Source organism: Clostridium sp. AM34-11AC (genome assembly GCF_003435375.1).
Classification (GTDB): Bacteria; Bacillota; Clostridia; order Lachnospirales; family Lachnospiraceae; genus Pilosibacter; species Pilosibacter fragilis.
On record NZ_QWGL01000009.1, the window covers coordinates 49,031 to 70,701 of the forward strand.

Genomic DNA, 21,671 nt, shown 5'->3' on the forward strand with positions numbered 1-21,671 from the left:
AGCTGATTTCAGCGTAGGAATGCCAGAGATATAAGGCTTTTAAGGAGACGAACCAGATAAAAAAGGAATACACGGGCCAGACGGTGAATATTCCGGCGAGCCGAAGAAATGGAGGAGTCAGTCATGAAGTATAATTTTGATGAAGTGATCGACCGTAAAGGAACCCATGCAGTGAAGGTTGAGCGCCTGCCAAAGGGAGCGGACAAGGATTCACTCTCCCTCTGGATCGCGGATATGGATTTTGCCTGCGCAGAACCGATCTTAAAGGCTCTCCATGAGCGGATCGACCGGAAAATCTTCGGATACACCATGTACGATGCGGACGAGTGCATGGATGCGGTGACAGGCTGGATGAAAAAGCGCTACGGCTGGAATGAGAGCAGAGAGAACCTGTTTTTCTGTCCGGGCATTGTGGCTGCCTATGCGGCACTCATCAACCTCCTCACGGAGCCGGGGGACGGGATCGTTCTCCAGCGGCCAATCTACTATCCATTTACAAATAAAGCCAACAGCAATGGCCGTGTTCCGGTGGACAACGCGCTGATCTATGAGAACGGTGCTTACCGGATCGACTTTGAGGATCTCGATAAGAAGATGGCGGACCCGTCAAACAAGGTTCTCGTGGTGTGCAGTCCGCATAACCCGACAGGTCGTGTCTGGACGGAGGACGAGCTTAAAAAGACGGTAGAGATCTGTAAAAAGTACGACAAATGGATCATCTGCGATGAGATCCACTGCGACCTGATCCGCCGTGGCGTGACGTTTACACCGATCATGAATGTGGCTTCGGAGTATGCGGACCGGATCGTTGTCTGCACGGCGCCGAGCAAGACCTTTAACCTTGCTGGAATGAAGACCTCCAACATTGTGATCCACAATAAAGAGCTTCAGAAAAAATGGAAAGACTATGTGAATGGCAGCCTGTCCATGGATGGCGCTTCCGCTCTGGGTATGACGGCGATGATCGCGGCCTACACAGAGGGGGAAGAGTGGCTGGAGCAGCTGAAGGACTATCTGGATGGAAACTTCGCGTATATCGACGAATATTTAAAGAAATACCTTCCGAAGGCCCATCTCGTCAAGGCGGAGGGAACCTACCTCGCGTGGCTTGATCTCAACGGATACGTTGACCGGGATGAGAAAAAACTGGAAGAACTGATGCAGAAGAAAGCAAAGGTCGCTCTGGATGAGGGATATATCTTCGGTGAGGAGGGACGCGGATTTGAGCGTATCAACGTCGCTTCCCCGCGCAGCGTCATCGAGGAGTGTATGAACCGGATCCGGACGGCATTTGAAGAGGAAAAACTGGTATGAAAATTCAGGTAAAAATGACAGCGAGAGATATTTTTGATTTCTCCATGTACAGCGCGTATTCGGGATTTGCCGGGATCTTTACATTCGTGTTCCTGATCCTGGTCATCGGGATCCTCGGATACGCATGGAGCTCAGTGGCAGTGATGCAGAGAGTCATGCTTTTGGGCTGTATCATCCTTTTTGTGTTTGTCCAGCCGATCATGATCTGGATGAAGGCAAAGGCGCATGCGAAAACGACCGGATACTCAACGCCGATCAATCTTGACGTTTCGGATGAGCAGATCGGGGTCGAACAGGCCGGTGTGACCGGAGAATTGAAATGGGATCAGATCTGGAAAGTCGTTCGGATCCCGAACATGTATATTATCAAGGTCGGACCGACAAACGGATATCTTGTGCCATTCCGGTCTATTGAAGGGAGAAAACAGGAGTTTGTCGATTTCTGCAAGCGGAATCTTCCGCCGAAGAAGACGAAAGGATTAAAGGCATGATAAAAGAAACAAACGCACCGGAGGAGACCTTCGCCTTTGGAAAAATGCTTGGGGAACAGGCAAAGCCAGGCGAAGTGATCTGCCTGAACGGCGATCTCGGCGTCGGAAAAACAGTTTTTACGAAGGGCTTTGCTGAGGGACTCGGGATCACGGAGCCGGTAAACAGCCCTACCTTCACGATCGTCCAGCAGTATGACAGCGGAAGAATGCCGTTGTACCATTTTGATGTGTACCGGATCGGTGACATCAGCGAGATGGATGAAGTCGGATATGAAGACTGCTTTTACGGGGAAGGCGTGACTCTTATTGAGTGGTCCAACATGATCGAGGAGATCCTGCCGGAGCATGTGAAGACTGTCACCATCGAGAAGAACCTGGAAAAGGGCTTCGATTACAGAAAGATCACGGTGGAGGAAAAATAGATGCGGATTTTAGGAATTGAAAGTTCCTCACTGGTGGCATCGGCGGCCATCTATGAGGACGGGATCACGATGGCGGAATATACGGTGGATTTTAAGATGACCCATTCGCAGACCCTGCTGCCGATGATCGATGAGATGGTAAAACTTGTGGGGATCGATCTGAATACGATCGACGCCATCGCAGTATCCGGCGGTCCGGGATCCTTTACGGGCCTCAGAATCGGGTCTGCGACGGCGAAGGGACTTGGACTGGCATTAAATAAGCCGCTGATCCATGTTCCGACGCTTGACGCGACAGCGTACAACCTGTTCGGTGCATCCGGACTGATCTGTCCGATCATGGATGCGAGAAGAAACCAGGTCTACACGGGAATCTATCGCTTTGAGAAGAAATTTGAGACCGTGATGGATCAGGATGCGATGGATATGGGTGAGCTGATCGAAAAACTGAACGCGATGGGCGAGCGCGTGATCTTCTTAGGTGACGGTGTGCCTGTTTATGAGAAGCAGATCGCGGAGAAGATGACCGTGCCTTATGATCTTGCCCCGGCGCATGTAAACCGCCAGAGAGCCGCATCTGTGGCCGCTCTCGGTGCTGTCTATTTTGCGGAGGGAAAGACGGAGACTGCCATGGAGCATAAGCCGGACTACCTGAGAAAGTCCCAGGCGGAGCGGGAGCGCGAGGAGAGAGAAGAGAAGAAGGCCTGAGTGGATGGTGACTGGATCAGATCCAGCCACCATCCATTTTTATAACTTGTCCGGTCAGGTAATCCGGTGCTTCTACGAGTTTCATGACGAGGTCTGCGACTTCCTCCGGCTTTCCCATGCGTCCAGCGGGGATTTCCTCCAAGAGCATTTCATGCTCCTCATCAGAGAGGAATCCGTTCATCTCTGTATCAATGGCCCCGCAGGCGATAGCGTTCACCTGGATGCCGGACGGAGCAAGTTCTTTGGCGAGGGCCATGGTGAGACCGTTAACGCCGCCTTTTGTGGCAGAGTAGGCCGCTTCGCAGGAGGCACCGCAGACACCCCAGACGGAAGAGATATTGATGATCTTTCCGCTGTGGTTGTGGATCATTCCCGGAATCGCAAACTTCGCGCAGTGGAAGACGGAGGAAAGATTTGCGGAGAGGATCCGGTTCCAGTCCTCAAAGCTTAAGTCCTGTAAAAGGCCGATGATGGAGATCCCGGCGTTGTTTACGAGGACATCCACATGGCCGACGCGGGACTCGATCTCTTTAAATAGACGTTTACAGTCATCCGGATTTCCGACGTCCGCCTGTACCGCGAGGCACTCTGCGCCCAAGGCCTCCACTTCTTTTTTCACTTTTTCCATCCGTTCGATGCTTCTGGCACAGTTGATCACGACATGGTATCCGCAGGAAGCAAATTTTAAAGCCACGGCCCGCCCGATCCCGCGGGATGAGCCGGTGACGAGAACTGTTTCTTTCATAATGAACTCCTATTTGCGTATAAAATTTTGTTGCTTTGTAACTGTTCAGTAGGTCTGCGCACTTGCTGCGCTGACCGTAAGAAAACATAGGCTGGAAGGCAAAAATCCCATCAGCGAAGCTGATCTGGAATGGATTTTTGCACGTAACTATGAAGGTACTGAATAGTTACGTTGCTCTTTTGATGAGATCACAGCTGCCGGATATGATCGGACTATAAGAATTCCGAGGATTGATGAAAACGGCAGATATGCATATTTTAAGGGAATAACACCGGAATTACAATAGGATAGCGGAAAAATCCGTTGTAGTTCGGTCAGCGTATGGATTGTCATATTTCAAAGGAGCTCAACAAGAAAGCCGTGACCACATCAGGATCGATGCAGTCACGGCTTTCGGTTTCGATATGGTTATTTCTGCTGTCTGGCCTCATTTAAGCTCATTCCGCTGCGGACCTTGCTCTCGATGCGGTCCTCTTTTGCCTTGATCTTCTCTGCTTCCAGAAGGACTTCCTTTAAGTGAGCGCTCGGGACGACGGCAACTCCGGTGCGGTCCATTAAAACCAGATCCTCCGGACAGATCTGGACACCGCCGAGGAATACCGGTACATCCACGTCAACCGTCTCCATGATGCGGGCGCTCTTTACCGGGCTTGTGCCGCCGAGGTAGACCGGGAATTTGAGGTCTGCGATCTCGTCGATGTCACGGAGACTTCCGTTTGTGAGTTCTCCCATGACCCCGCGCATCTGGGCTCTTGTGGCGAGCATAGCGCCTCCGGTAGCAACGTCGGTGAGCCCTGTTGCCTCAATGACGAGAAGGTCACCGTACTCGGTCTGGCTGTCGATGATGGATGCCTGTTTTGTCAGGGACTTTCCGTCAAAAGCTGTCTTTCTGCGCATCTGGCGGAGTGTCTTCGCGAAACCTGCGGTTCTCGGCTGGTAAACGTCTAACGGGCGGAGTCCAAGGACGATTCCGGAGCGGAGACCGAGGTTATCCATCGCGTCTGAAATATTTGAGGTTGGGAATTTCTTGTAGTTTTCGATCCAGTAGGTTCTTTCTTCTTTGTTGAAAATCATGATGTGTTCCGCAGCTGGATAGATATGTGCAACTGCGATTCTCCTTTCAAAAATTTAAGTCGAACATCCGTGAGACTTGGCGCATGATCCTGATCAGCGTAAGCTGACATATTTCTTCACAGAATCACTGCGCATTCTCGCGAGAAAACGGACACGGCTCTTCCTATGTAGCTATCATTTGATTTGCTGACAGTATCTCAATTATAACAGAAAGAGATCAAGAGTTTTATAAATTCAGGACAATTCACTATGCCAAAATATTATGCAAGTCAATTCCTGAAATTTATCGGTAACCCCTTAAGAAAAATGCCCGATGAAAACTCACCAGGCATTCCGCTTGTTATTTAAAAGGCCATAATTATCTAAATTTAAGCAATAATCTTGTAAATTCCGATAAAAGCGAATACTGCCAACACCGCAAGCGCGATGAAGGATACCGCGAACAGCTCGACGAACAGTCTGTTCTGTGGGAATTTTTCGTCTGCCTCCTCCTGCTGCGCAACACCTGCCATGATGAGGGCACCGGTGGTGGAGATCGGTGTGAAGCCGGAAACAGTTCCTCCGATAACGATCACGGAGACAAGCTCTAATGCGGTTACACCTCCGATGCTCGCAGCGAGCCCGCTGGCTGTCGGGATCAAGGTCGGGAATACAACGCCGAGTCCGGAGCTGAAGAAGGACATGAGGCCTGCTGCGATCGCTATGATCGTTGCGGCTGTCTTCGGTCCCATAACGGATTCCAGACCGTCGACCATGATGTCGATACCACCGGAGAGGGAGATGACATTCATTAAGATGCCGACACCGAGAACCATGATGATCACGTTCCACGGGATCATCTTAAACGCAGTCTTTTCATCGCCGCATCCGAGCACGATCAGAACGGAACCGACGGTAAATCCTGTGAGGCCGACATTCCATGAAAAGAACAGGGCACCGATGGCGAGAGCGGCAAGTCCCGCGAGGGAGAGCCACTGATTTTTGCAGAATTTCGGAAGAACGTCCTCATGATCTGTGTGCGGAGCGACCTTCCACCCTTTGTAGTAGATGTATACGAAGACAGCCACGACAAGAGCGGTCACAGTGAGACACATCATGATCGGAACAGTATTTCCGGTAAGTCCCTGTGCTTCCATAAGCTCACGGACAACGGCACTCTCCGGAGTCAGAGGGCTCATACGTCCGGACATAACGCCGAGATCACCGATGATCGCCGTCATGATCGGGTTCACACCTGCGGATATCGCAACCGGGATCGCGATGACCGGAACGATCGCGAGAGACGGGATGGCTCCCGGTCCCACCGCACAGATCAGGAATCCGAGCAGGTACATGACGAACGGGATCAGCGCCTTGTGCGGTCCGACAAGGGCTACCATTTTTTTTGCGAGAAGCTCCAGAGTTCCGTTTTCATTGATGATGGCAAACAGATATGTGATACCGATCATCTGCATGCAGAGGGAGGAACTGAAGCCCTTGATGATGTCTCCGGCCTTGATCCCGTAGACGAGACCGAGGATCATGGAGAAGCCGATACATAAAATTCCGACGTTCGCCTTGCGGACGAAGCCGATGACGATGGCTGCTAAAAGAGCGATCAGTGAAATAAGACCAAGATTCAAATGTGCACCTCCCTATCGGAATGTGATGCAGACCGGACTTTCGGCTGCGATCACGCGGCCGGTGTATTCCATGCGGCCCTGTTCAGAGTCAAGTTTCATCTCGATAATGGTATCACTGTCTTCATTTGCCATATAGAAACGGCTGTAATCCGGGTTGAAGGTAATAAAACGCGGGGTGAGTCCCATTGCCGGATAGTAGCCGAGCTCCTTCATATAACCTGTCTCCTGATCGATGCGGTAGAGAACGATGGATTCGTGGATGCGGTTGGAACCGATGAGGATCTCACCGTTTTTGTCAAGGAGAGAGGCGCTGGCCTGTCCTTCTCCGGTATATGTCTCGGGAAGTGTCGGCAGGTTCTGGCGCGGAAGAAGCTTTCCGTTCACGTCATCAAAGCCGAAGTATGTCATCTTGTTGCCCTTTTCATTGATCAGGTACGCATACCGGTTGTTCGGATGGATCGCGATGTGGCGCGGTTCATCGTACTCTCTGGAGCGGAAGCAGTCTGTCTCGGTGAGAGTGCCGTTTTCTGCGTCGAAGCGGTATACGAGAACCTGTCCGTATCCCTGAATCCTTCCCTGAGTTACAACGAAGAGGAATGTCTTTGTCTGATCCCAGATGCACTGGTGCGCGAAGGAGACGGATCCCTCTTTTCTGCCAGGAAGATGTGTCTCAGAGACGATATCGCCGAGACTGCCGTCACCGTTTCTTCGGATCACATAGACAGCGCCGCCCTGAAGAGCAGCAACGATCAGATAGTGATTTGTCTTGTCAGCGGTGATGAATACCGGATTCTTTCCGCCGATATCGATCATATTTAACGGGGACAAGGTTCCGTCCTCAAGGATCCTGTAGCTGGAGACTTTTGTCTTGTCGCCGTGTACGGAGTAGAGGAATTTTCCTTCATTGTCGAGTGTCTGGTAGGACGGATTTTCCTCCTCCGTCTTTAAACACTGGATCAGGTTCCAGTCTCCGGTCTTATCGTTGATCTCGAAAACTTTTAATCCTTTTCCCCTTGCGTTTCGTTCTTTTGTTGTTCTGCAGCCCACATAAGCGTAGCTCATTTCCTTTTCCTCCTGAGATAAATATATAATTCGATCAAAGATACCCACTTGATCACGTTCCGGAATCCTGCGTACCGATGTGGGGGTTCTCTATAACCTGATGACGGTTTCAGAGAAAAATCGGGGGATTCTGTCTGGTGATACCTATATGATAAATTATTAACATGTCAAATGGAAATTCAGGAAAAGAATAGGCGCGGTATTCCATTATGGAATATCGCGCCGGATCACGAACCGGAAATGGAACGGTTCCGCACATTTACAATTACGAGCAAAATAGTTATCGGGAAATACAGATTTTCCGTGCGGACGGATCAAGAGTCAGTTCACCCCGTAATAGTTTTCCACAAACCGGATAAAATCGGAAATTCCCTCGCTTTTATAGCAGTGATCCGAGATCAGCATGGAAACCTTTCTGGAGACCGGATTTCCGTCCCGGTCATAGGCGGGGATCAGCTGCAGCTTTTCTTCATCGATCTTCCAGTCATCTCCAAACACAAAGCAGATCCCAAGCCCATTCTCTGCCATCTCAATGGCAATATCAAAGTATGGAACCTGCTGTTTTTCGTGGGGGCTGCTTCCAAACTGGCTTTTCCACCACTGATTGATGATCATGCGGACCATGGGATTGTAGAAGGTCTCAATAAGCGGCATCTGTTCGATAGAGTCCAACGTAGCGTCTTTCGGGGCAACGATGTAGAGCTCTTCCTCAAACAGGCAGACCTGATCGCCGAGATACGGGAAATCGCCGCAGACGAGCCCGATGTCGATGGTGTCGTCGATCAGGTCCTTTAAGATCACGTCACTGGAATTTGAAATTGTTTTAATATAGAGATTCGCTCCGCTTTTCTGATAGGCGGCAAGTAATTTTGGCAAGTGGCGCTTTGCGAACGAGTTCGGAACACCGAGCTTCAGCAGCTCTGTCTTTGTATGGCGGTCCGCGAAATGGTCCTCGATCTCCTGAAGGAAATCCAGCATGATATTCGCTTTCTGGACCAGATATTTTCCATCATCCGTAAAGATCACACCCCGGCTTGTCCGCTCCACGAGCTGGCGTCCCCACTCGCTCTCGATGGACTGCAGCCGTTTTGTCAGGGCAGACTGGGTCATAAAGAGGGATTCGGCGGCTTTTGTGATGCTTCGTTTTTCATATAATACTTTTAAAATTTTCCAGTCAATGTTTTTCATAGAAATTCCTTCTTCCGATAAAAGACGAAAATGAAGCAGCAAGGGGAAGTTTGGCTGTCAGTGCAGGTACGTTGTTCTCTGGACAATGCGCGCATGTCAGGCGTTTTTCATCTTGCGGTGATTAGACGATTACGGAGCCAGATCGGACGGTCATTCGGAAACTTTCGCAGAAAGTGATTCCGTATATTTTATAAAATCGGCAAGCTTCTCAGGCAGCCGTTTCTCCTTTGGATACACAAACCAGGTTCTTCTGGTCACAGGAGTTCCGTCCGGCCATGTAAGCGGCGTGAGTGTCAGTTGATACCGGTTCTCAAAGTTTTCCGGCAGAAAGCTCAGGGCATAGCCCATCCCCTCATCGATCAGCTTCCATGCTCCGTCAATGTGCCCGACCATCATTCCGGACGGGTAAGCGTTCGCAAAACACATTTCCCACCACCTGGTCAGGATCCCGGTCGTTTTTTCATTTGTCTTATATTCCAGCCGGTGCATTCCGGGAAGCGCGGACAGTTCCACAGGCGTTTTTGAGACAAGAAAACCCCGTGTCTCACCTAAGAGAGTCCGGTTTACCGGTCCCTCATAGTCCCCGCGCAGAAATCCTACGTCCACAGAACCATCGAGAACCTGGCGGTAAAGTGCATCACTGGAATCATTGACGATCCGGAATTTTACATTCGGATGTTTTACCTGGTACGGAACAAGCACATCCGCGAGCGAGTATTTGCTGTAAGTATAGGAAGCGCCGATCACGATCTCCGTCAGTGCGGCCTCCTGCAGTTTTTTTAATTCATCCTTTGTGTCGCGGAACAGATCCAGATATTTTTCCGCCTGTGTCGCAAGAAAATTTCCTTCCGCGGTAAATGTCAGGCCTTTTGGCGTCCGGTCCACAATGGTACAGCCCCACTCCGTCTCCATCTGTTTTAAACGCTTTGTCAGCGTTGGCTGCGTCATAAAAAGGAGATTTGCCGTTTTCGTCAGATTTGATGTTTTATGCAGTTCATAAAGAATTCTCCAGTCGGAGTCTTTCATGGAAAAATCACATCCCTTAAGTCATGGTAACGATTCCGGGGCGAGAAATACGGAGACCTACGGAATCGTTTCATGGATTTGTAGTACTATTTTACGACAGAATCGGCAGCTTGTCCCGTTTTTTAGAGAAAAAATTTGGTTTTGAAAGTACCCCATTCCACTTTTGAATCATTTCATTCCACCTTTCAATTTTATTTTCCCGGATGCCGATGATATGATGAGTCCAGATCAAAGATAATTTGAGCGCGATCGACGCCGCAAAATTTCGGAAAGTCAGAGGCGGCAGAGCGTGCAGATGAAAAAGAAAATAAAGAAGCGAAAACAGCAGCTATGAAGATGATGATGGAGGTTTTATCATGGGAAAATCATTGACCAGAAAAATTATTGAGTCCCACTACGTGTCCGGCAGCATGACTCCGGGCGAGGAAGTTTTCATTAAAGTTGACCAGACATTGACCCACGACATCAATGCCGTTATGACATACCTTGCATTCGAGGCCATCGGCCTCGACCGGATCCGCACCGAGTGCAGTGTCAGCTACTTAGACCACAACCTGCTCTATGTCGACAACAAGACCCCGGATGATCATATTTATTTACAGTCCGCCGCAAAACGCTTTGGTGTCCATGTTTCCAGACCGGGTAACGGTATCTGCCATGCGGTCCATGTTGCAAGATTCGGTATCCCGGGCAAGATCAGCATGGGCGGTGACAGCCATACTCCGCACGGCGGAGCGATCGGAATGCTCTGTATCGGAGTCGGCGGAATGGATGTTGCGACAGCCATGACCGGAGTTCCGATGCGTCTGACCATGCCGCGTGTCGTAAAAGTGAACCTCACCGGTTCTTTAAAGCCGGGGTGCAACCCGAAGGAAGTTATCTTAAAAATGCTTCAGCTTGTCACCATCAAGGGCGGACTCGGAAATGTATATGAATATGTAGGACCTGGTGCGGCCGCTCTGGAGGTTCCGGCGAGGGCAACCATCGCGAACATGGGCGCTGAGATGGGCGCGACTACATCGATCTTCCCGGCTGACGCGCAGGTGAAAAAGTTCATGACCGCACAGGGCCGCGGCGACAAGTACGTTGAGATGCTTCCGGACGAGGACGCCGAGTACGACGAGTGCATCGATATCAACTTGAGTGAACTTGAGCCTCTGATCTCATGTCCGCATCAGCCGGACAACGTGATTCCGTTAAAGGATGCAGAAAAGAAACGTGTTCAGCAGGTATTTATCGGAAGCTGCACAAACGCGAGTTACACGGATATCGCAAAAGCCGCTCTTGTATTTAACGGTCGTCATGTCAACGAGGATGTGAGCTGTACATGTGCCATTGCCTCAAAGCAGACATACCGTGAGCTGCTGCGTGACGGTTACATCGATATGCTGCTCGCTGCAGGTGTCCGCATTCTTGAGATCGCATGTGGTCCGTGCTGTGCCATCGGCCAGACACCGGCAACCGACGGTGTTGCTGTTCGCACTTCCAACCGTAACTTCAAGGGACGTGCCGGTAACCCGACCGCGAAGATCTATCTTGTAAGCCCGGAGAGTGCCGCTGCGACCGCCATCGTCGGAACATTCGCGACGGCAGAAGACATTTTGGGTGATAACGTAAAGATCCTTGGCGATATCAAGGAGCCGGATCAGTATCTTGTTGACGATTCCATGATCATCCCGCCGCTCTCCGAGGAGGAAGCGAAGAAGGTCGAGATCGTCCGCGGACCGAACATCAAGTTCCTTCCAGTTCCGGAAGCTCCGACCCAGTATCTTTGCGCTCCGATCAGCTTAAAGGGACGCGACAATATCTCTACCGATGACATCACCCCGGCCAGCGCTGAGTTCTCCAGCATGCGCTCCAACATCCCGCTGATGTCCCAGTACTGCTACCACCGCTATGATCCGGAGTTCGCAGCACGGGCGAAAGCCATGGGTAAGAGTATCATCATTGGCGGCGAGAATTACGGACAGGGATCTTCCCGTGAACATGCGGCGATCAACCCGATGTATCTCGGTGTTAAAGCTGTTATCGCAAAGAGCATCGCCCGTATCCACAAAGGAAACCTTGTAAACCACGGTGTGATCCCGATGTTATTCGAGGATCCGGCCGACTATGACCGCCTTGACCAGAATGACGAGCTGGAGTTCGAGAATCTCCTCGACCAGATCCCGACAAGATCCATTCTCATCAAGGATAAGACAAAAGACTTCACCTTCCGCGCCCGCCTGGATCTCACAGACAATGAGATCGCAGTTGTACTTAGCGGAGGCCAGTTATCCTTCTTAAAGAAGCAATTAGCAGCGGAAGCAGCAAAATAAAATGCAATAGTTTAGCCCAAAATACCCTCTCTATACAGATACGGGCTTAACTGTTACAGATAAATACCTTCAATACCCCAACCCCTCAAGTGAATGTATTAGGATGCAGAAAACGCAGTCATACTCCCTCGTATGGCTGCGTTTTCTCGTAGCTGTTCGATGGCAGATTTTGCCACAGGAATGCCACTTAAATTCCGGGAAAATTGATTGTATAATAGATATGTATGGTGCTATACTATAGAAGCCGCATTGTGTGCTGACTGACCGCGTGGTGCGGACAGAAGACGATAGGAAACAGGTGTAAATACTGAGATTGGAGGCATCATGGAACAGATCTATGACTTGATCATTATCGGTTCCGGTCCGGCGGGACTCGGGGCTGCGATCTACGCAAAACGTGCGGAGTTAAAGACCCTCGTGATTGAAAGAGAGATGATGAGCGGCGGACAGGTGCTTACAACATATGAGGTAGACAACTATGCGGGACTTCCGGGGATCGGCGGCTTCGATCTGGGAATGAAATTCCGGGAGCATGCCGATAAGCTGGGCGTGGAGTTTGCGAAGGATACGGTCTTAAAAATTGAGACCGCGGACCTTGCGGATGAGAACGAAGTCTTAGAGGCGGCAGAAGCGGGAGCGGGACACCCGCCTGTGATCCGTCAGGTAGTGGGAAAAAAGGAGACGAGACTCGCGAAAGCGGTCATTATCGCTTCCGGTGCCCACCACAGAAAGCTTGGCATCCCGGGGGAGGCAGAGCTTACGGGAAAAGGCGTTTCCTACTGTGCGACCTGCGACGGCGCGTTCTTCCGGAAAAAGATAACGGCGGTGGTCGGAGGCGGGGATGTTGCCCTTGAGGACGCGATCTTCCTTGCGAGACTCTGTGAGAAGGTCTATGTGATCCACAGGAGAGACGAATTCCGTGGAGCGAAAAGCCTGCAGAAGCGCCTGATGGAGCTTCCAAACGTGGAAATTCTCTGGGATACTGTGCCGGAGGAGATCTGTGGAACGGAAAAAGTGGAGACACTGAAGCTTCTCAATAAAAAGACCGGGGAAAAGAGAGATCTGGCTGTGGACGGCGTGTTCGTCGCAGTGGGAATCACCCCGAACAGTGAAGAATTTAAGGGATCCGTAGATATGGATCCGGCAGGATATATTGCGGCCGGGGAGGACGGAAAGACGAATGTTCCGGGAATCTTCGCGGCAGGAGACGTCCGTACAAAGGCGCTCCGCCAGGTCGTTACGGCAGTGGCAGACGGGGCAAATTGCGTTGCGTCTGTAGAACAGTACCTGTACGGTATAGAGTAGGAATTTCCTGAACTGAAAATTCCGTATGATACGGTAGAGGCAGTAATATTTGAACGGACAGGAATCAGAAAATCAAAAGTCATGTGTCTGAGTTTAGGTACATGAATCTTTAGAATAAAAGCCTGAGCCATCTGGATATAACAGGAAAGAAATTTCCTGGGAACAGGCGAAGAAAACAAGACATCGATCAGGAAATGTCACTTGAAAATGGTTTACAAGCAGTTTTCAGGCGACAGATAGACAGGAGAAAAAACGATCTATGAACAGAGCAGGAAGAATTATCGCGGTCTGCGGTCTGAGCGTGGCGCTCATGATGCCGCAGATCGCTTATGCGGCGGAAACCCTTTCGGTGCAGGTGAGTGAGAGAACGGGACTTACCACCGTCGGAAATAAACAGTCGGCATACGACAATGTGGCGATCTCCCACGTGAGCAATTACGTAAATATCCGCTCCGAGGCGAATATCTCCAGCAGCATTGTAGGTAAGATCTACAACAACTGCGCAGCAACGATCTTAGCTACAGTGGACGGAGAAGGCGGAACCTGGTATCAGATCAAGTCCGGTACCGTGACCGGTTACATAAAATCCGAATACTTTATTACCGGCGCTGATGCGGAGAGGATCGCGAAAGATATAGGTACGGTTTATGTGACGGTAAGCGCTGACAGCTTAAGACTCCGCGAGCAGCCGAGCACCGACAGTGCGGTACTCACCACACTTTCCAAGGACGCTGAGTACCTGGAAGTGAAGGAAGAGGGAGACTTCATCGAGATCCAGGTCGATGAATCCCTGAGCGGATATGTACATAAAGATTATGTCACCCAGCGCGTGGAGTTCAAGCAGGCCGTGAGCGTCGAGGAAGAGCGCCATAAAGCGGAAGAGGACGCAAGGATTAGGAAAGAGGCGGAGGACGCTATCGCGAAGGTCGAAGCGTTAAAGAAAGAAGCAGGACAGGAGACTGCGTCTGCAAATAAGGACACCCCGTCCTCCACGATCGGAATGATTGCCCAGAATCCGAACGCGGATAACGGAACGACGAAAGAACAGAATAGTCAGGGCAGCCAGAGCACCCAGACCGGCACAAGCCAGAATACCGGAAATCAGGATACCGGCAGTACCGCAGGACCCGGCGGAAGCGGAACTTCCACCGGCAGCAGCACAGGAACCTCCGGCTCATATCAGAGTACCCAGAACGGTCCGGGAAGCGCAGTCTACAATTCCGCAGTCCGCACCGCGATCGTTGCATATGCGAAACAGTTCCTTGGCAATCCGTATGTATACGGTGGGACAAGCTTAACGAACGGAGCTGACTGCTCCGGATTTACGATGCGTATCTTTGAGCATTTCGGTGTGACGACCGGACGTACCTCAAGAGACCAGGCGGCAAACGGCAAGGAAATCTCCCTCGACCAGATCCAGCCGGGCGACCTGTTATTCTACGCAAGCGGAAAGACGATCAACCACGTTGCCCTCTACATCGGCGACGGAAAGATCATCCACGCCAGCACATCAAAGACCGGCATTATTATTTCTACGGCGTACTACCGTACTCCGGCGAAAGCGGTTACCTTCTTAGATTAAGAGCTGCAGGAATTTATTATGCAGCAATCTGTTCCAGCAGCAGATGTCCATTGATCTTCAGGATAACTGGGTAAAAGATAAAAGAAAAGATCATAAAGAAAAAATAAGGAGCTGTGGAAAAACAGCTCCTTATTGTGTATAATAAGAAATAGTGCAGTGTGTAAAAATCCCGACAATGAAGTCTGTTGATAAGTTAGAATAGCTTAAAATAAGACTTTGCAGGGTGTTTCGATGATGAAAAATTGGTCATTTACGACAGATTTACGACAAAAGTATAAAAAAGGATATTGAAAAACCTGGGAAGCGCTTGGCTAAGGTATGATTACCACCCCCTGTATATTATATATATTATTGTATTAGAAGAGAAGATGCAGAAAAGATGATAAAGAATAAATAAACTGATTAAGGATAGAATTGATGAGAAGCATTGTAAACATAGAACTCTAAGAGGTAATTGCTATGAAAGAAAACATGCTGTTTTCTGGCGAATCAAAGAATATCGAGTATAAGGTGACGGTACCTGATAAGAGCGAAAAATATATGAAAACAGTGGTGGCTTTTGCCAATGGTAAAGGTGGCAAGATTGTTTTCGGAGTAGACGATAAGACATTAGAAATTGTGGGAATGAATACGGAAAATATTTATAAAACCATGGATGCCATTACCAACGCAATTTCTGATGCGTGTGAACCAGCCATCAGACCGGATGTGGCTTTACAGACAGTTAAAGATAAAACGGTGATTGTTGTAGAAATTTTACCAGGTGCACAGCGTCCATATTATATAAAATCACAGGGGATGATTGATGGTACTTATGTAAGAGTATCTGGCACAACCAGACATGTGGAAGGGTATATGCTAAAGGAACTGATTTTAGAAGGGCAGAATCGCCACTTTGATAGTGAAATATGCCAGAACATGACGGTTTCAGATAGTGACATCAATGAACTTTGCAAAAGTATGAAAGAAACTGCTCTTGCCAACACATGGCAGGATAGTGAGAAGGCGAAGATAAAAGAGGTAACCAAGAACACATTGATTTCCTGGGGTGTACTGAAGGAGTCTGAAGGTGGTATATATCCCACAAATGCATATGCTCTTTTAACTGGAAGAATGCCACAGCAGCCTACTATCCAGTGTGGTGTGTTTAAAGGAACAAACCGTGCGTATTTTGTTGACAGGAGAGAATTTGAGGGTCCCATTCAGGAACAGATGGAAGCTGCATATCGGTATGTCCTTGAAAAAATCAATATGGGAATGACGATAAAGGGTATGTACAGACAGGATGTGTATGAATTGCCAACAGACAGCATTCGCGAGATTATTGCAAATGCTGTAGCACATCGTAGCTATCTCGAACAGGGGAGTATTCAGGTGGCATTGTTTGATGATAGACTGGAAGTAACTTCGCCTGGGATGCTCCTAAATAATGTCACCATTTCTAAAATGATGGTGGGGTATTCAAAACCGAGAAATCCTGCAATTGCAAGAGCCTTTGCCTATATGAAAATTATTGAGAAATGGGGAACCGGAATACCGAGATTGTTTGAGGCCTGTGCGGAATATGGTTTGCCTGAACCAGAACTGATTGATTTTGATGGGGATTTTAGGGTAAACATGTATCGGAAAAGAGATACGGACATAAAGACTAACACAAAAAAAGTCACTAACACTAACATAAAAACTAACACAGAAAAAGTCACTAACACTAACACAAAAACCAATACTAACATTAAAAAACAAAAAGCTAATGCGGAAACCGCAACCAGGATTCTGGAAATCATGCGAGAACAGCCAACGATTACTGTGAAGAAAATCGCAGATCAGATGCGATTATCAGTGGCCGGAGTCAGGTATCATATCAATAAAATGAAGAAAGATGGTTTGGTGGAACATGTAGGTCCTTCCAAAAAGGGTACATGGTTGCTACACGATGAATCATAGTATGTTTATTGTTGTAACGAAAAATTCAAAATTCATAGGATCAATCGAACTTGTTTACGATCATACCGCCTTAGTGTAAAATATTGTTTGAGAAGACGAGAAAAGGAGACAAAGCCAACGGAAATGGATAAAATGGCAGAGAAAGAGGAAGTAACCGCTGAGACTTCCACAGAAGATACAGAAAAGGTTGTAGTAGAGCCTTATGATGCAGCAGATATCGATTTTGATACATTCTGCAAATCAGATATGAGAGTGGTAAAAGTAAAAGACTGTGTTGCAGTGAAAAATCCAAGAAGCTGCTGCAGTTTACATTAGATGATGGCAGCTACGAATATAAAGGTGCAGATGACCGCAGGCATAGTGTGTATGCTGGAACGTTAAAGGAACTTCGGGAGAAGCGGAAACAGGCCGAGAAAAACGTGGAGGATGGAATCCTTTTTGTAAATCAGAACATCCTTTTAAATGATGTTTTTGATATCTATTTCAGTGGCAAGACGGAACTGAAAGAATCCACCAGATCGAATTATAAGTATATGTACGATAAGTTCGTACGTATGAAATTTGGAATGCGGAAAATCAGCTTGATTAAGTATTCTGATATTCGGGAATTTTATAATTACTTGATCAATGACCTGAGTTTTAAACCGAACAGCCTGGAGATTATCCATTCATTGCTGCATCCGACATTTACACTGGCGGTGAGAGATGGTTATATTCGCTGTAATCCATCAGACGGGCTTAAGGGTGATATCAAGAAAAGCCATTGTTGGGAGAAGCCACAAAGGCATGCACTGACAGAGGCAGAACAGGCAGCATTTGTTCAGTTTGTTTCAACCTCGCCGATTTATAGCCACTGGATGCCACTGTTTACATTTCTGCTTGGAACGGGATGTAGGATTGGTGAAACGATTGGTCTTCGATGGAATGATTGTGATTTTGAGAATAATGAGATTTTCATCAACCATAATGTTATTTACCGTTTCCGTGACTACGATGGTTGGCGGTTCCGTCTTACAACGCCCAAAACGAACGCTGGCAATCGTGTAGTTCCGATGCTGTCAGAGGTGAGGGAAGCGTTGCTTCAGGAACGTGAGAATCAGAAACGGTTCAAGCTGAAATCTCCGACGATAGATGGACTTTCCAATTTTGTTTTTCTGAACAGGGAGCAGAATCTTCATAACCCGATGACTATAAATCGTGCAATTAAACGGATTATAAGAGATCACAATCGGGATGAAGTGAAACTGGCTGAAAAGGAAAAACGGGAGCCACTGCTGATTCGGGATTTTTCAGTTCACAATCTGAGGCACACGTTCTGTACCCGCTTCTGCGAAAATGAAACCAATCTGAAAGTCATTCAGGAAATCATGGGGCATTCGGATATCTCGACCACGATGAATATCTATGCGGAAGCAACGGCATAGAAAAATTCTTTTGCAAATCTGGAAGGAAAACTGAGACTTTCATAGTCAGAAATGATGGATTTTTTACGACAGATTTACGACAAAATTTTTCAAAATATGCCACTTTATGCCACGATATGAGAAGTTACTGCATATGCGAAAAATGGCTTAAATACGCGCTTCGCAAGCATTTATGCGGGTTCCGGGAAAATGCCGGATACAAATCCAAAATATGAAGGCAGAAGATATAACTTCTCAGAGCCTTTAAAGTGGTATGTAAAAATTCATTTTAGATAGGAATTTTTGCCATTCAGCTTATGTTTTTATGGTCAGCGCGGCAGGTGCGCAGACCTGCGGAACAACAAAATACAATATGTAAAAGTGAGGAAACACGTATGAATGAGATCGGAACGTTCGACATTCTGGGGCCGAACATGATCGGACCATCAAGCTCCCACACGGCTGGGGCACTGAGGATCGCTTTTATTGCCGGAAAAATGGTGGAGAAGCCGGCGGCGGTGCGCTTTGTGCTCTACGGATCCTTCGCCCGTACCTACCATGGACACGGAACAGACCGTGCATTAGTCGGCGGAATCCTTGGATATCACCCGGATGATGAAAGGATCCGCGATTCCTTTGAGCACGCGAAAGAGGCAGGACTTGACTTTACCTTCGAGGAAAACTTCACAGATAAGGAGATCTATCCGAATACGGTGGACATCTATGTAAAGGACGAAAATGGAAATGAGATGTCCCTGCGCGGAAAGTCCATTGGCGGCGGAAATGCGGTCATCACGCGGTTAAACGGCGTCGATGTTGATCTTACCGGAAATTACAGCACCATTGTTGTCCAGCACATCGACAAAAAGGGTACGCTGGCGTTCGTGACGGCCGTTTTGAGCGCTTACGACTTAAATATCGGTTCCCTGCGCCTTTACCGCGAGAGCAAGGGCAAGATGGCCTACGCGATCATCGAGGTGGATACTATGGTCTCCAGCCAGGTGATTAACGCGCTGCGGGGGTTTGAGGCTGTGAAAAACGTTCTTTTGGTTCCGGCGATCAATCTGGACTGATGGGGGGAGAAACGATGAATTTTATAAATGGTGCAGAACTTTTAGAGTACTGCGAAAAGGAAAATAAAAAGATCTCTGAGGCCATGTTCGAGCGGGAAACCACGTTTCTGGAGCAGGATCCGGAGAAGACAAGGGCGAAAATGAAGAAAGCATGGTCCATCATGCAGGCGTCGGCGAAGAAGCCGTTAAAGGAAAATATCGTCAGCATGGGCGGCATGATCGGCGGGGAGAGCAGAAAGCTCCACACGCTGAGGGAAAATAAGAAGAATCTCTGTGGGGATGTGGTTTCAAAGGCGATCGCCTATGCGGTGGGCGTTCTCGAGGTCAACGCGTCCATGGGACTCATCGTTGCGGCACCGACGGCTGGCTCTTCTGGTGTAATTCCGGGAGTCTGCTGTTCCCTGCAGGAAAACTACGGATTTACGGATGAGGAGATCTGCCAGGCGTTATTTAACGCGGCGGCAGTGGGATACCTCATTACGAGAAATGCCACGACAGCCGGAGCAGAGGGCGGATGTCAGGCGGAGGTGGGAGCGGCCAGTGCCATGGCAGCGTCAGCGGCTGTGGAGCTTTTCGGCGGAACACCGGCGCAGTGTCTCGACGCGGCATCCTTCGCGATCGTGAATATTCTGGGACTTGTTTGTGATCCCATCGGCGGACTTGTGGAAAATCCATGTCAGAACCGGAATGCCATGGGGGCGTCAAATGCCCTGATTTCCGCGGAACTTTCTATGGCGGGAATCAAGAGCATCACCCCGATTGACGAGACCATCGGTGTCATGTATGCGGTGGGACGGTCGATTCCGTCAGAACTCAGGGAGACTTCCATGGGCGGTATGGCGGTCGCGAAGAGCGCATGTGAGGCTTGCGCGGCATGTGCAAAGGAAACTCAAAAATGAAGAAAAGAATAGTTGGCAACTGATAAAGGGCATCTAAACATAATAAACAGGCGGTACTTAATCTAAAATCAAGTACCGCCTGTATTTTTGCTGCCTGGCATTTCAGTCACTGTGCGGTTTCCCACATCAACGCTGCCGCCCGGCTATTCATTCTTATTAAGTTTCAGGATTCTTTAGAACTCCGGTTCAATGAGTCCGTAAGAGTTTCCTTTTCTCTTATAAACTACATTGACTTCGTTTGTATCAGCGTTGAGGAACATAAAGAAGTTGTGTCCTAAGAGTTCCATCTGTACGCAAGCCTCCTCGGCATCCATCGGTTTCATTGCGAAACGTTTTGTCTTTACGATATTAACGGTCTCCTCCGGCTCGGATTCTTCCTGAAGGAAGGCTTCGTTAAATGCTAAGGCGTTCTGCTTTTTGTCAACGATCTTTGTCTTATATTTCTTGATCTGACGCTCGATAATTTCTTCAACGAGATCAACAGATACATACATATCGCTGGAATCCTGCTCAGCTCGGATAATGCTGCCTTTAACAGGAATCGTAACCTCTATTTTCTGACGTCCTTTCTCTACGCTCAATGTAACCTGTACTTCAGTATCAGGAGAAAAATAGCGCTCCAGTTTTCCTAATTTACTTTCCACGGCATCTTTTAAGCCTGGTGTAATGTTGATATTTTTTCCGCTGATCGTGTAACGCATAAAATCAACTCCTTTGTTTGGGATGACTTAAGTATAGCACAAAATTCTGTAAAAGACAACCAAAATACATAAAAAATGAGAAAATTTAAAAAGGTAAAAAAAGGTGTATAAAAGCTCAAAAACTATATGAAGCCTTCCCAGTTTGTCAATGGGATTGGGCAAAAAAGTTGTCGGAAATGTAAATTTTATAAGATGTTCACAAAAATAAAACAAATATTAAGGAACCGTAAAATCCACCGATGGGGAGGAAAAAACTTGTGGATAATGTGGATAACTTGGTGTATAACTGCGAAATGGCGTGAAATCGGCATTTCTCGAGGTGGACAACTTTCCACATAATTTCGGTGGATGAGTGTGGATAAAGTGGATAACCAGACAATCGAATGTATGGTTTGTGCAAGTTGTACATTTAAAGGGGAAAAGCGGCAGGAAGAGAGAAAAATAGACAGAAGTGAGGGAGAAGCCGGGGGAAGGAGTCAGGGAGATGTCGAAGAGGAAAAAATTGAATTGTCGAAAAATTGTCAAAACGGTTTTAGAAAAAACAGCAGGGATGCGGCGCAGATGGACGATGCGGCTGCGAGAAGATGTAGCAGGGAGTTTTATCGGGAATTGCGCAGGCAGAGATAAGGATTTATGTACGAAATGTTAAAATTACATGAAGTCATTGAATAAAAACCCGGAAGGTGTTAAAATATTAAGGATTGTACGATGCAGACGTATGCGGTTATGCGGTAAAATCCCGCAGGACGGAGCAGCGGACATCAAAAACGATTCAGATATAGAAACTTGTATGC

The 21,671-nt window shown here is 48.3% G+C and carries 20 protein-coding genes; 13 read left to right on the forward strand and 7 right to left on the reverse strand.

The window, feature by feature from the left end; all coding sequences use genetic code 11:
* Positions 1-123: 123 nt before the first annotated feature.
* Genes DW826_RS07700 through tsaB form a run of 4 tightly spaced genes read left to right on the forward strand, consistent with a single transcriptional unit; the run spans position 124 to position 2,935 of the window.
* A complete protein-coding gene (locus tag DW826_RS07700) occupies positions 124-1,314 on the forward strand; it encodes a MalY/PatB family protein (protein ID WP_117552446.1) in 1,191 nt (396 codons plus the stop codon).
* On the forward strand, positions 1,311-1,805 hold the full coding sequence (locus DW826_RS07705; RefSeq protein WP_021905509.1) for a YcxB family protein: 495 nt from the start codon (positions 1,311-1,313) through the stop codon (positions 1,803-1,805). Before DW826_RS07700 ends, DW826_RS07705 begins: the two co-directional genes overlap by 4 nt.
* Positions 1,802-2,227 carry a tRNA (adenosine(37)-N6)-threonylcarbamoyltransferase complex ATPase subunit type 1 TsaE gene (gene tsaE / locus DW826_RS07710; protein WP_015553816.1) on the forward strand — a complete coding sequence of 142 codons (426 nt, stop codon included), beginning with the start codon at positions 1,802-1,804 and terminating at the stop codon, positions 2,225-2,227. Before DW826_RS07705 ends, tsaE begins: the two co-directional genes overlap by 4 nt.
* On the forward strand, positions 2,228-2,935 hold the full coding sequence (tsaB, locus tag DW826_RS07715; RefSeq protein ID WP_117552447.1) for a tRNA (adenosine(37)-N6)-threonylcarbamoyltransferase complex dimerization subunit type 1 TsaB: 708 nt from the start codon (positions 2,228-2,230) through the stop codon (positions 2,933-2,935).
* A 16-nt stretch (positions 2,936-2,951) separates the two neighbouring features.
* Here the strand turns inward: tsaB and fabG are convergent, their stop codons facing one another.
* From fabG to DW826_RS07745, 6 genes are all read right to left on the reverse strand, one after another.
* Entirely contained in the window at positions 2,952-3,683 is a 732-nt protein-coding gene (fabG, locus tag DW826_RS07720) for a 3-oxoacyl-ACP reductase FabG (RefSeq protein WP_117552448.1), read from the reverse strand.
* Between the two features lie 405 nt (positions 3,684-4,088).
* Complete coding sequence (locus tag DW826_RS07725; RefSeq protein ID WP_117552449.1) at positions 4,089-4,754, reverse strand: hypothetical protein; 666 nt, start codon at positions 4,752-4,754, stop codon at positions 4,089-4,091.
* Between the two features lie 368 nt (positions 4,755-5,122).
* A complete protein-coding gene (locus tag DW826_RS07730; protein WP_117552450.1) occupies positions 5,123-6,376 on the reverse strand; it encodes an SLC13 family permease in 1,254 nt (417 codons plus the stop codon).
* Between the two features lie 12 nt (positions 6,377-6,388).
* The gene (locus DW826_RS07735; protein WP_117552451.1) at positions 6,389-7,438 is read right to left on the reverse strand and encodes a beta-propeller fold lactonase family protein; all 1,050 of its coding nucleotides are present in this window, start codon (positions 7,436-7,438) and stop codon (positions 6,389-6,391) included.
* Positions 7,439-7,759: 321 nt separating this feature from the next.
* A complete protein-coding gene (locus DW826_RS07740; RefSeq protein WP_117552452.1) occupies positions 7,760-8,626 on the reverse strand; it encodes a LysR family transcriptional regulator in 867 nt (288 codons plus the stop codon).
* A gap of 150 nt (positions 8,627-8,776) precedes the next feature.
* Positions 8,777-9,652, reverse strand: a complete 876-nt coding sequence (locus tag DW826_RS07745; protein ID WP_117552453.1) for a LysR family transcriptional regulator — start codon at positions 9,650-9,652, stop codon at positions 8,777-8,779.
* 356 nt (positions 9,653-10,008) lie between these two features.
* Here DW826_RS07745 and DW826_RS07750 point away from each other — a divergent pair, with 356 nt between their 5' ends.
* The 8 genes from DW826_RS07750 (at position 10,009) to sdaAA (ending at position 20,176) form a co-directional block, all read left to right on the forward strand.
* Positions 10,009-11,970, forward strand: coding sequence for an aconitate hydratase (locus DW826_RS07750; RefSeq protein ID WP_117552454.1), 1,962 nt, complete (start codon positions 10,009-10,011; stop codon positions 11,968-11,970).
* Positions 11,971-12,294: 324 nt separating this feature from the next.
* Entirely contained in the window at positions 12,295-13,275 is a 981-nt protein-coding gene (trxB, locus tag DW826_RS07755; RefSeq protein WP_015553807.1) for a thioredoxin-disulfide reductase, read from the forward strand.
* Positions 13,276-13,534: 259 nt separating this feature from the next.
* The gene (locus tag DW826_RS07760; RefSeq protein WP_117552455.1) at positions 13,535-14,857 is read left to right on the forward strand and encodes a C40 family peptidase; all 1,323 of its coding nucleotides are present in this window, start codon (positions 13,535-13,537) and stop codon (positions 14,855-14,857) included.
* 459 nt (positions 14,858-15,316) lie between these two features.
* Positions 15,317-16,801, forward strand: a complete 1,485-nt coding sequence (locus DW826_RS07765) for an RNA-binding domain-containing protein (RefSeq protein ID WP_117552456.1) — start codon at positions 15,317-15,319, stop codon at positions 16,799-16,801.
* A gap of 132 nt (positions 16,802-16,933) precedes the next feature.
* Positions 16,934-17,116 carry a hypothetical protein gene (locus DW826_RS07770; protein WP_147327135.1) on the forward strand — a complete coding sequence of 61 codons (183 nt, stop codon included), beginning with the start codon at positions 16,934-16,936 and terminating at the stop codon, positions 17,114-17,116.
* A gap of 104 nt (positions 17,117-17,220) precedes the next feature.
* Entirely contained in the window at positions 17,221-18,225 is a 1,005-nt protein-coding gene (locus DW826_RS07775) for a tyrosine-type recombinase/integrase (RefSeq protein WP_347472305.1), read from the forward strand.
* Between the two features lie 374 nt (positions 18,226-18,599).
* Complete coding sequence (gene sdaAB, locus DW826_RS07780; protein WP_015553802.1) at positions 18,600-19,277, forward strand: L-serine ammonia-lyase, iron-sulfur-dependent subunit beta; 678 nt, start codon at positions 18,600-18,602, stop codon at positions 19,275-19,277.
* 14 nt (positions 19,278-19,291) lie between these two features.
* Positions 19,292-20,176 carry an L-serine ammonia-lyase, iron-sulfur-dependent, subunit alpha gene (gene sdaAA / locus DW826_RS07785; RefSeq protein ID WP_117470172.1) on the forward strand — a complete coding sequence of 295 codons (885 nt, stop codon included), beginning with the start codon at positions 19,292-19,294 and terminating at the stop codon, positions 20,174-20,176.
* Between the two features lie 173 nt (positions 20,177-20,349).
* On the opposite strand, the gene raiA is transcribed toward sdaAA, so the two are convergent.
* Positions 20,350-20,877 (reverse strand): ribosome-associated translation inhibitor RaiA, encoded by a 528-nt coding sequence (gene raiA, locus DW826_RS07790; RefSeq protein ID WP_015553800.1) that lies wholly within the window; start codon positions 20,875-20,877, stop codon positions 20,350-20,352.
* A gap of 354 nt (positions 20,878-21,231) precedes the next feature.
* Between raiA and DW826_RS07795 the strand changes: the two genes are divergently transcribed.
* Entirely contained in the window at positions 21,232-21,504 is a 273-nt protein-coding gene (locus DW826_RS07795) for a hypothetical protein (protein WP_133304050.1), read from the forward strand.
* Positions 21,505-21,671 lie beyond the last annotated feature (167 nt).

What these genes read in the sequence shown, in the direction of transcription:
- DW826_RS07700 (WP_117552446.1), top strand. Translation starts at nt 124, where the DNA reads ATGAAGTATAATTTTGATGAAGTGATCGACCGTAAAGGAACCCATGCA.
- DW826_RS07705 (WP_021905509.1), top strand. Translation starts at nt 1,311, where the DNA reads ATGAAAATTCAGGTAAAAATGACAGCGAGAGATATTTTTGATTTCTCC.
- tsaE (WP_015553816.1), top strand. Translation starts at nt 1,802, where the DNA reads ATGATAAAAGAAACAAACGCACCGGAGGAGACCTTCGCCTTTGGAAAA.
- tsaB (WP_117552447.1), top strand. Translation starts at nt 2,228, where the DNA reads ATGCGGATTTTAGGAATTGAAAGTTCCTCACTGGTGGCATCGGCGGCC.
- DW826_RS07725 (WP_117552449.1), bottom strand. Translation starts at nt 4,754, where the DNA reads ATGATTTTCAACAAAGAAGAAAGAACCTACTGGATCGAAAACTACAAG.
- DW826_RS07735 (WP_117552451.1), bottom strand. Translation starts at nt 7,438, where the DNA reads ATGAGCTACGCTTATGTGGGCTGCAGAACAACAAAAGAACGAAACGCA.
- DW826_RS07740 (WP_117552452.1), bottom strand. Translation starts at nt 8,626, where the DNA reads ATGAAAAACATTGACTGGAAAATTTTAAAAGTATTATATGAAAAACGA.
- DW826_RS07745 (WP_117552453.1), bottom strand. Translation starts at nt 9,652, where the DNA reads ATGAAAGACTCCGACTGGAGAATTCTTTATGAACTGCATAAAACATCA.
- DW826_RS07750 (WP_117552454.1), top strand. Translation starts at nt 10,009, where the DNA reads ATGGGAAAATCATTGACCAGAAAAATTATTGAGTCCCACTACGTGTCC.
- trxB (WP_015553807.1), top strand. Translation starts at nt 12,295, where the DNA reads ATGGAACAGATCTATGACTTGATCATTATCGGTTCCGGTCCGGCGGGA.
- DW826_RS07760 (WP_117552455.1), top strand. Translation starts at nt 13,535, where the DNA reads ATGAACAGAGCAGGAAGAATTATCGCGGTCTGCGGTCTGAGCGTGGCG.
- DW826_RS07765 (WP_117552456.1), top strand. Translation starts at nt 15,317, where the DNA reads ATGAAAGAAAACATGCTGTTTTCTGGCGAATCAAAGAATATCGAGTAT.
- DW826_RS07770 (WP_147327135.1), top strand. Translation starts at nt 16,934, where the DNA reads ATGGCAGAGAAAGAGGAAGTAACCGCTGAGACTTCCACAGAAGATACA.
- sdaAB (WP_015553802.1), top strand. Translation starts at nt 18,600, where the DNA reads ATGAATGAGATCGGAACGTTCGACATTCTGGGGCCGAACATGATCGGA.
- sdaAA (WP_117470172.1), top strand. Translation starts at nt 19,292, where the DNA reads ATGAATTTTATAAATGGTGCAGAACTTTTAGAGTACTGCGAAAAGGAA.
- raiA (WP_015553800.1), bottom strand. Translation starts at nt 20,877, where the DNA reads ATGCGTTACACGATCAGCGGAAAAAATATCAACATTACACCAGGCTTA.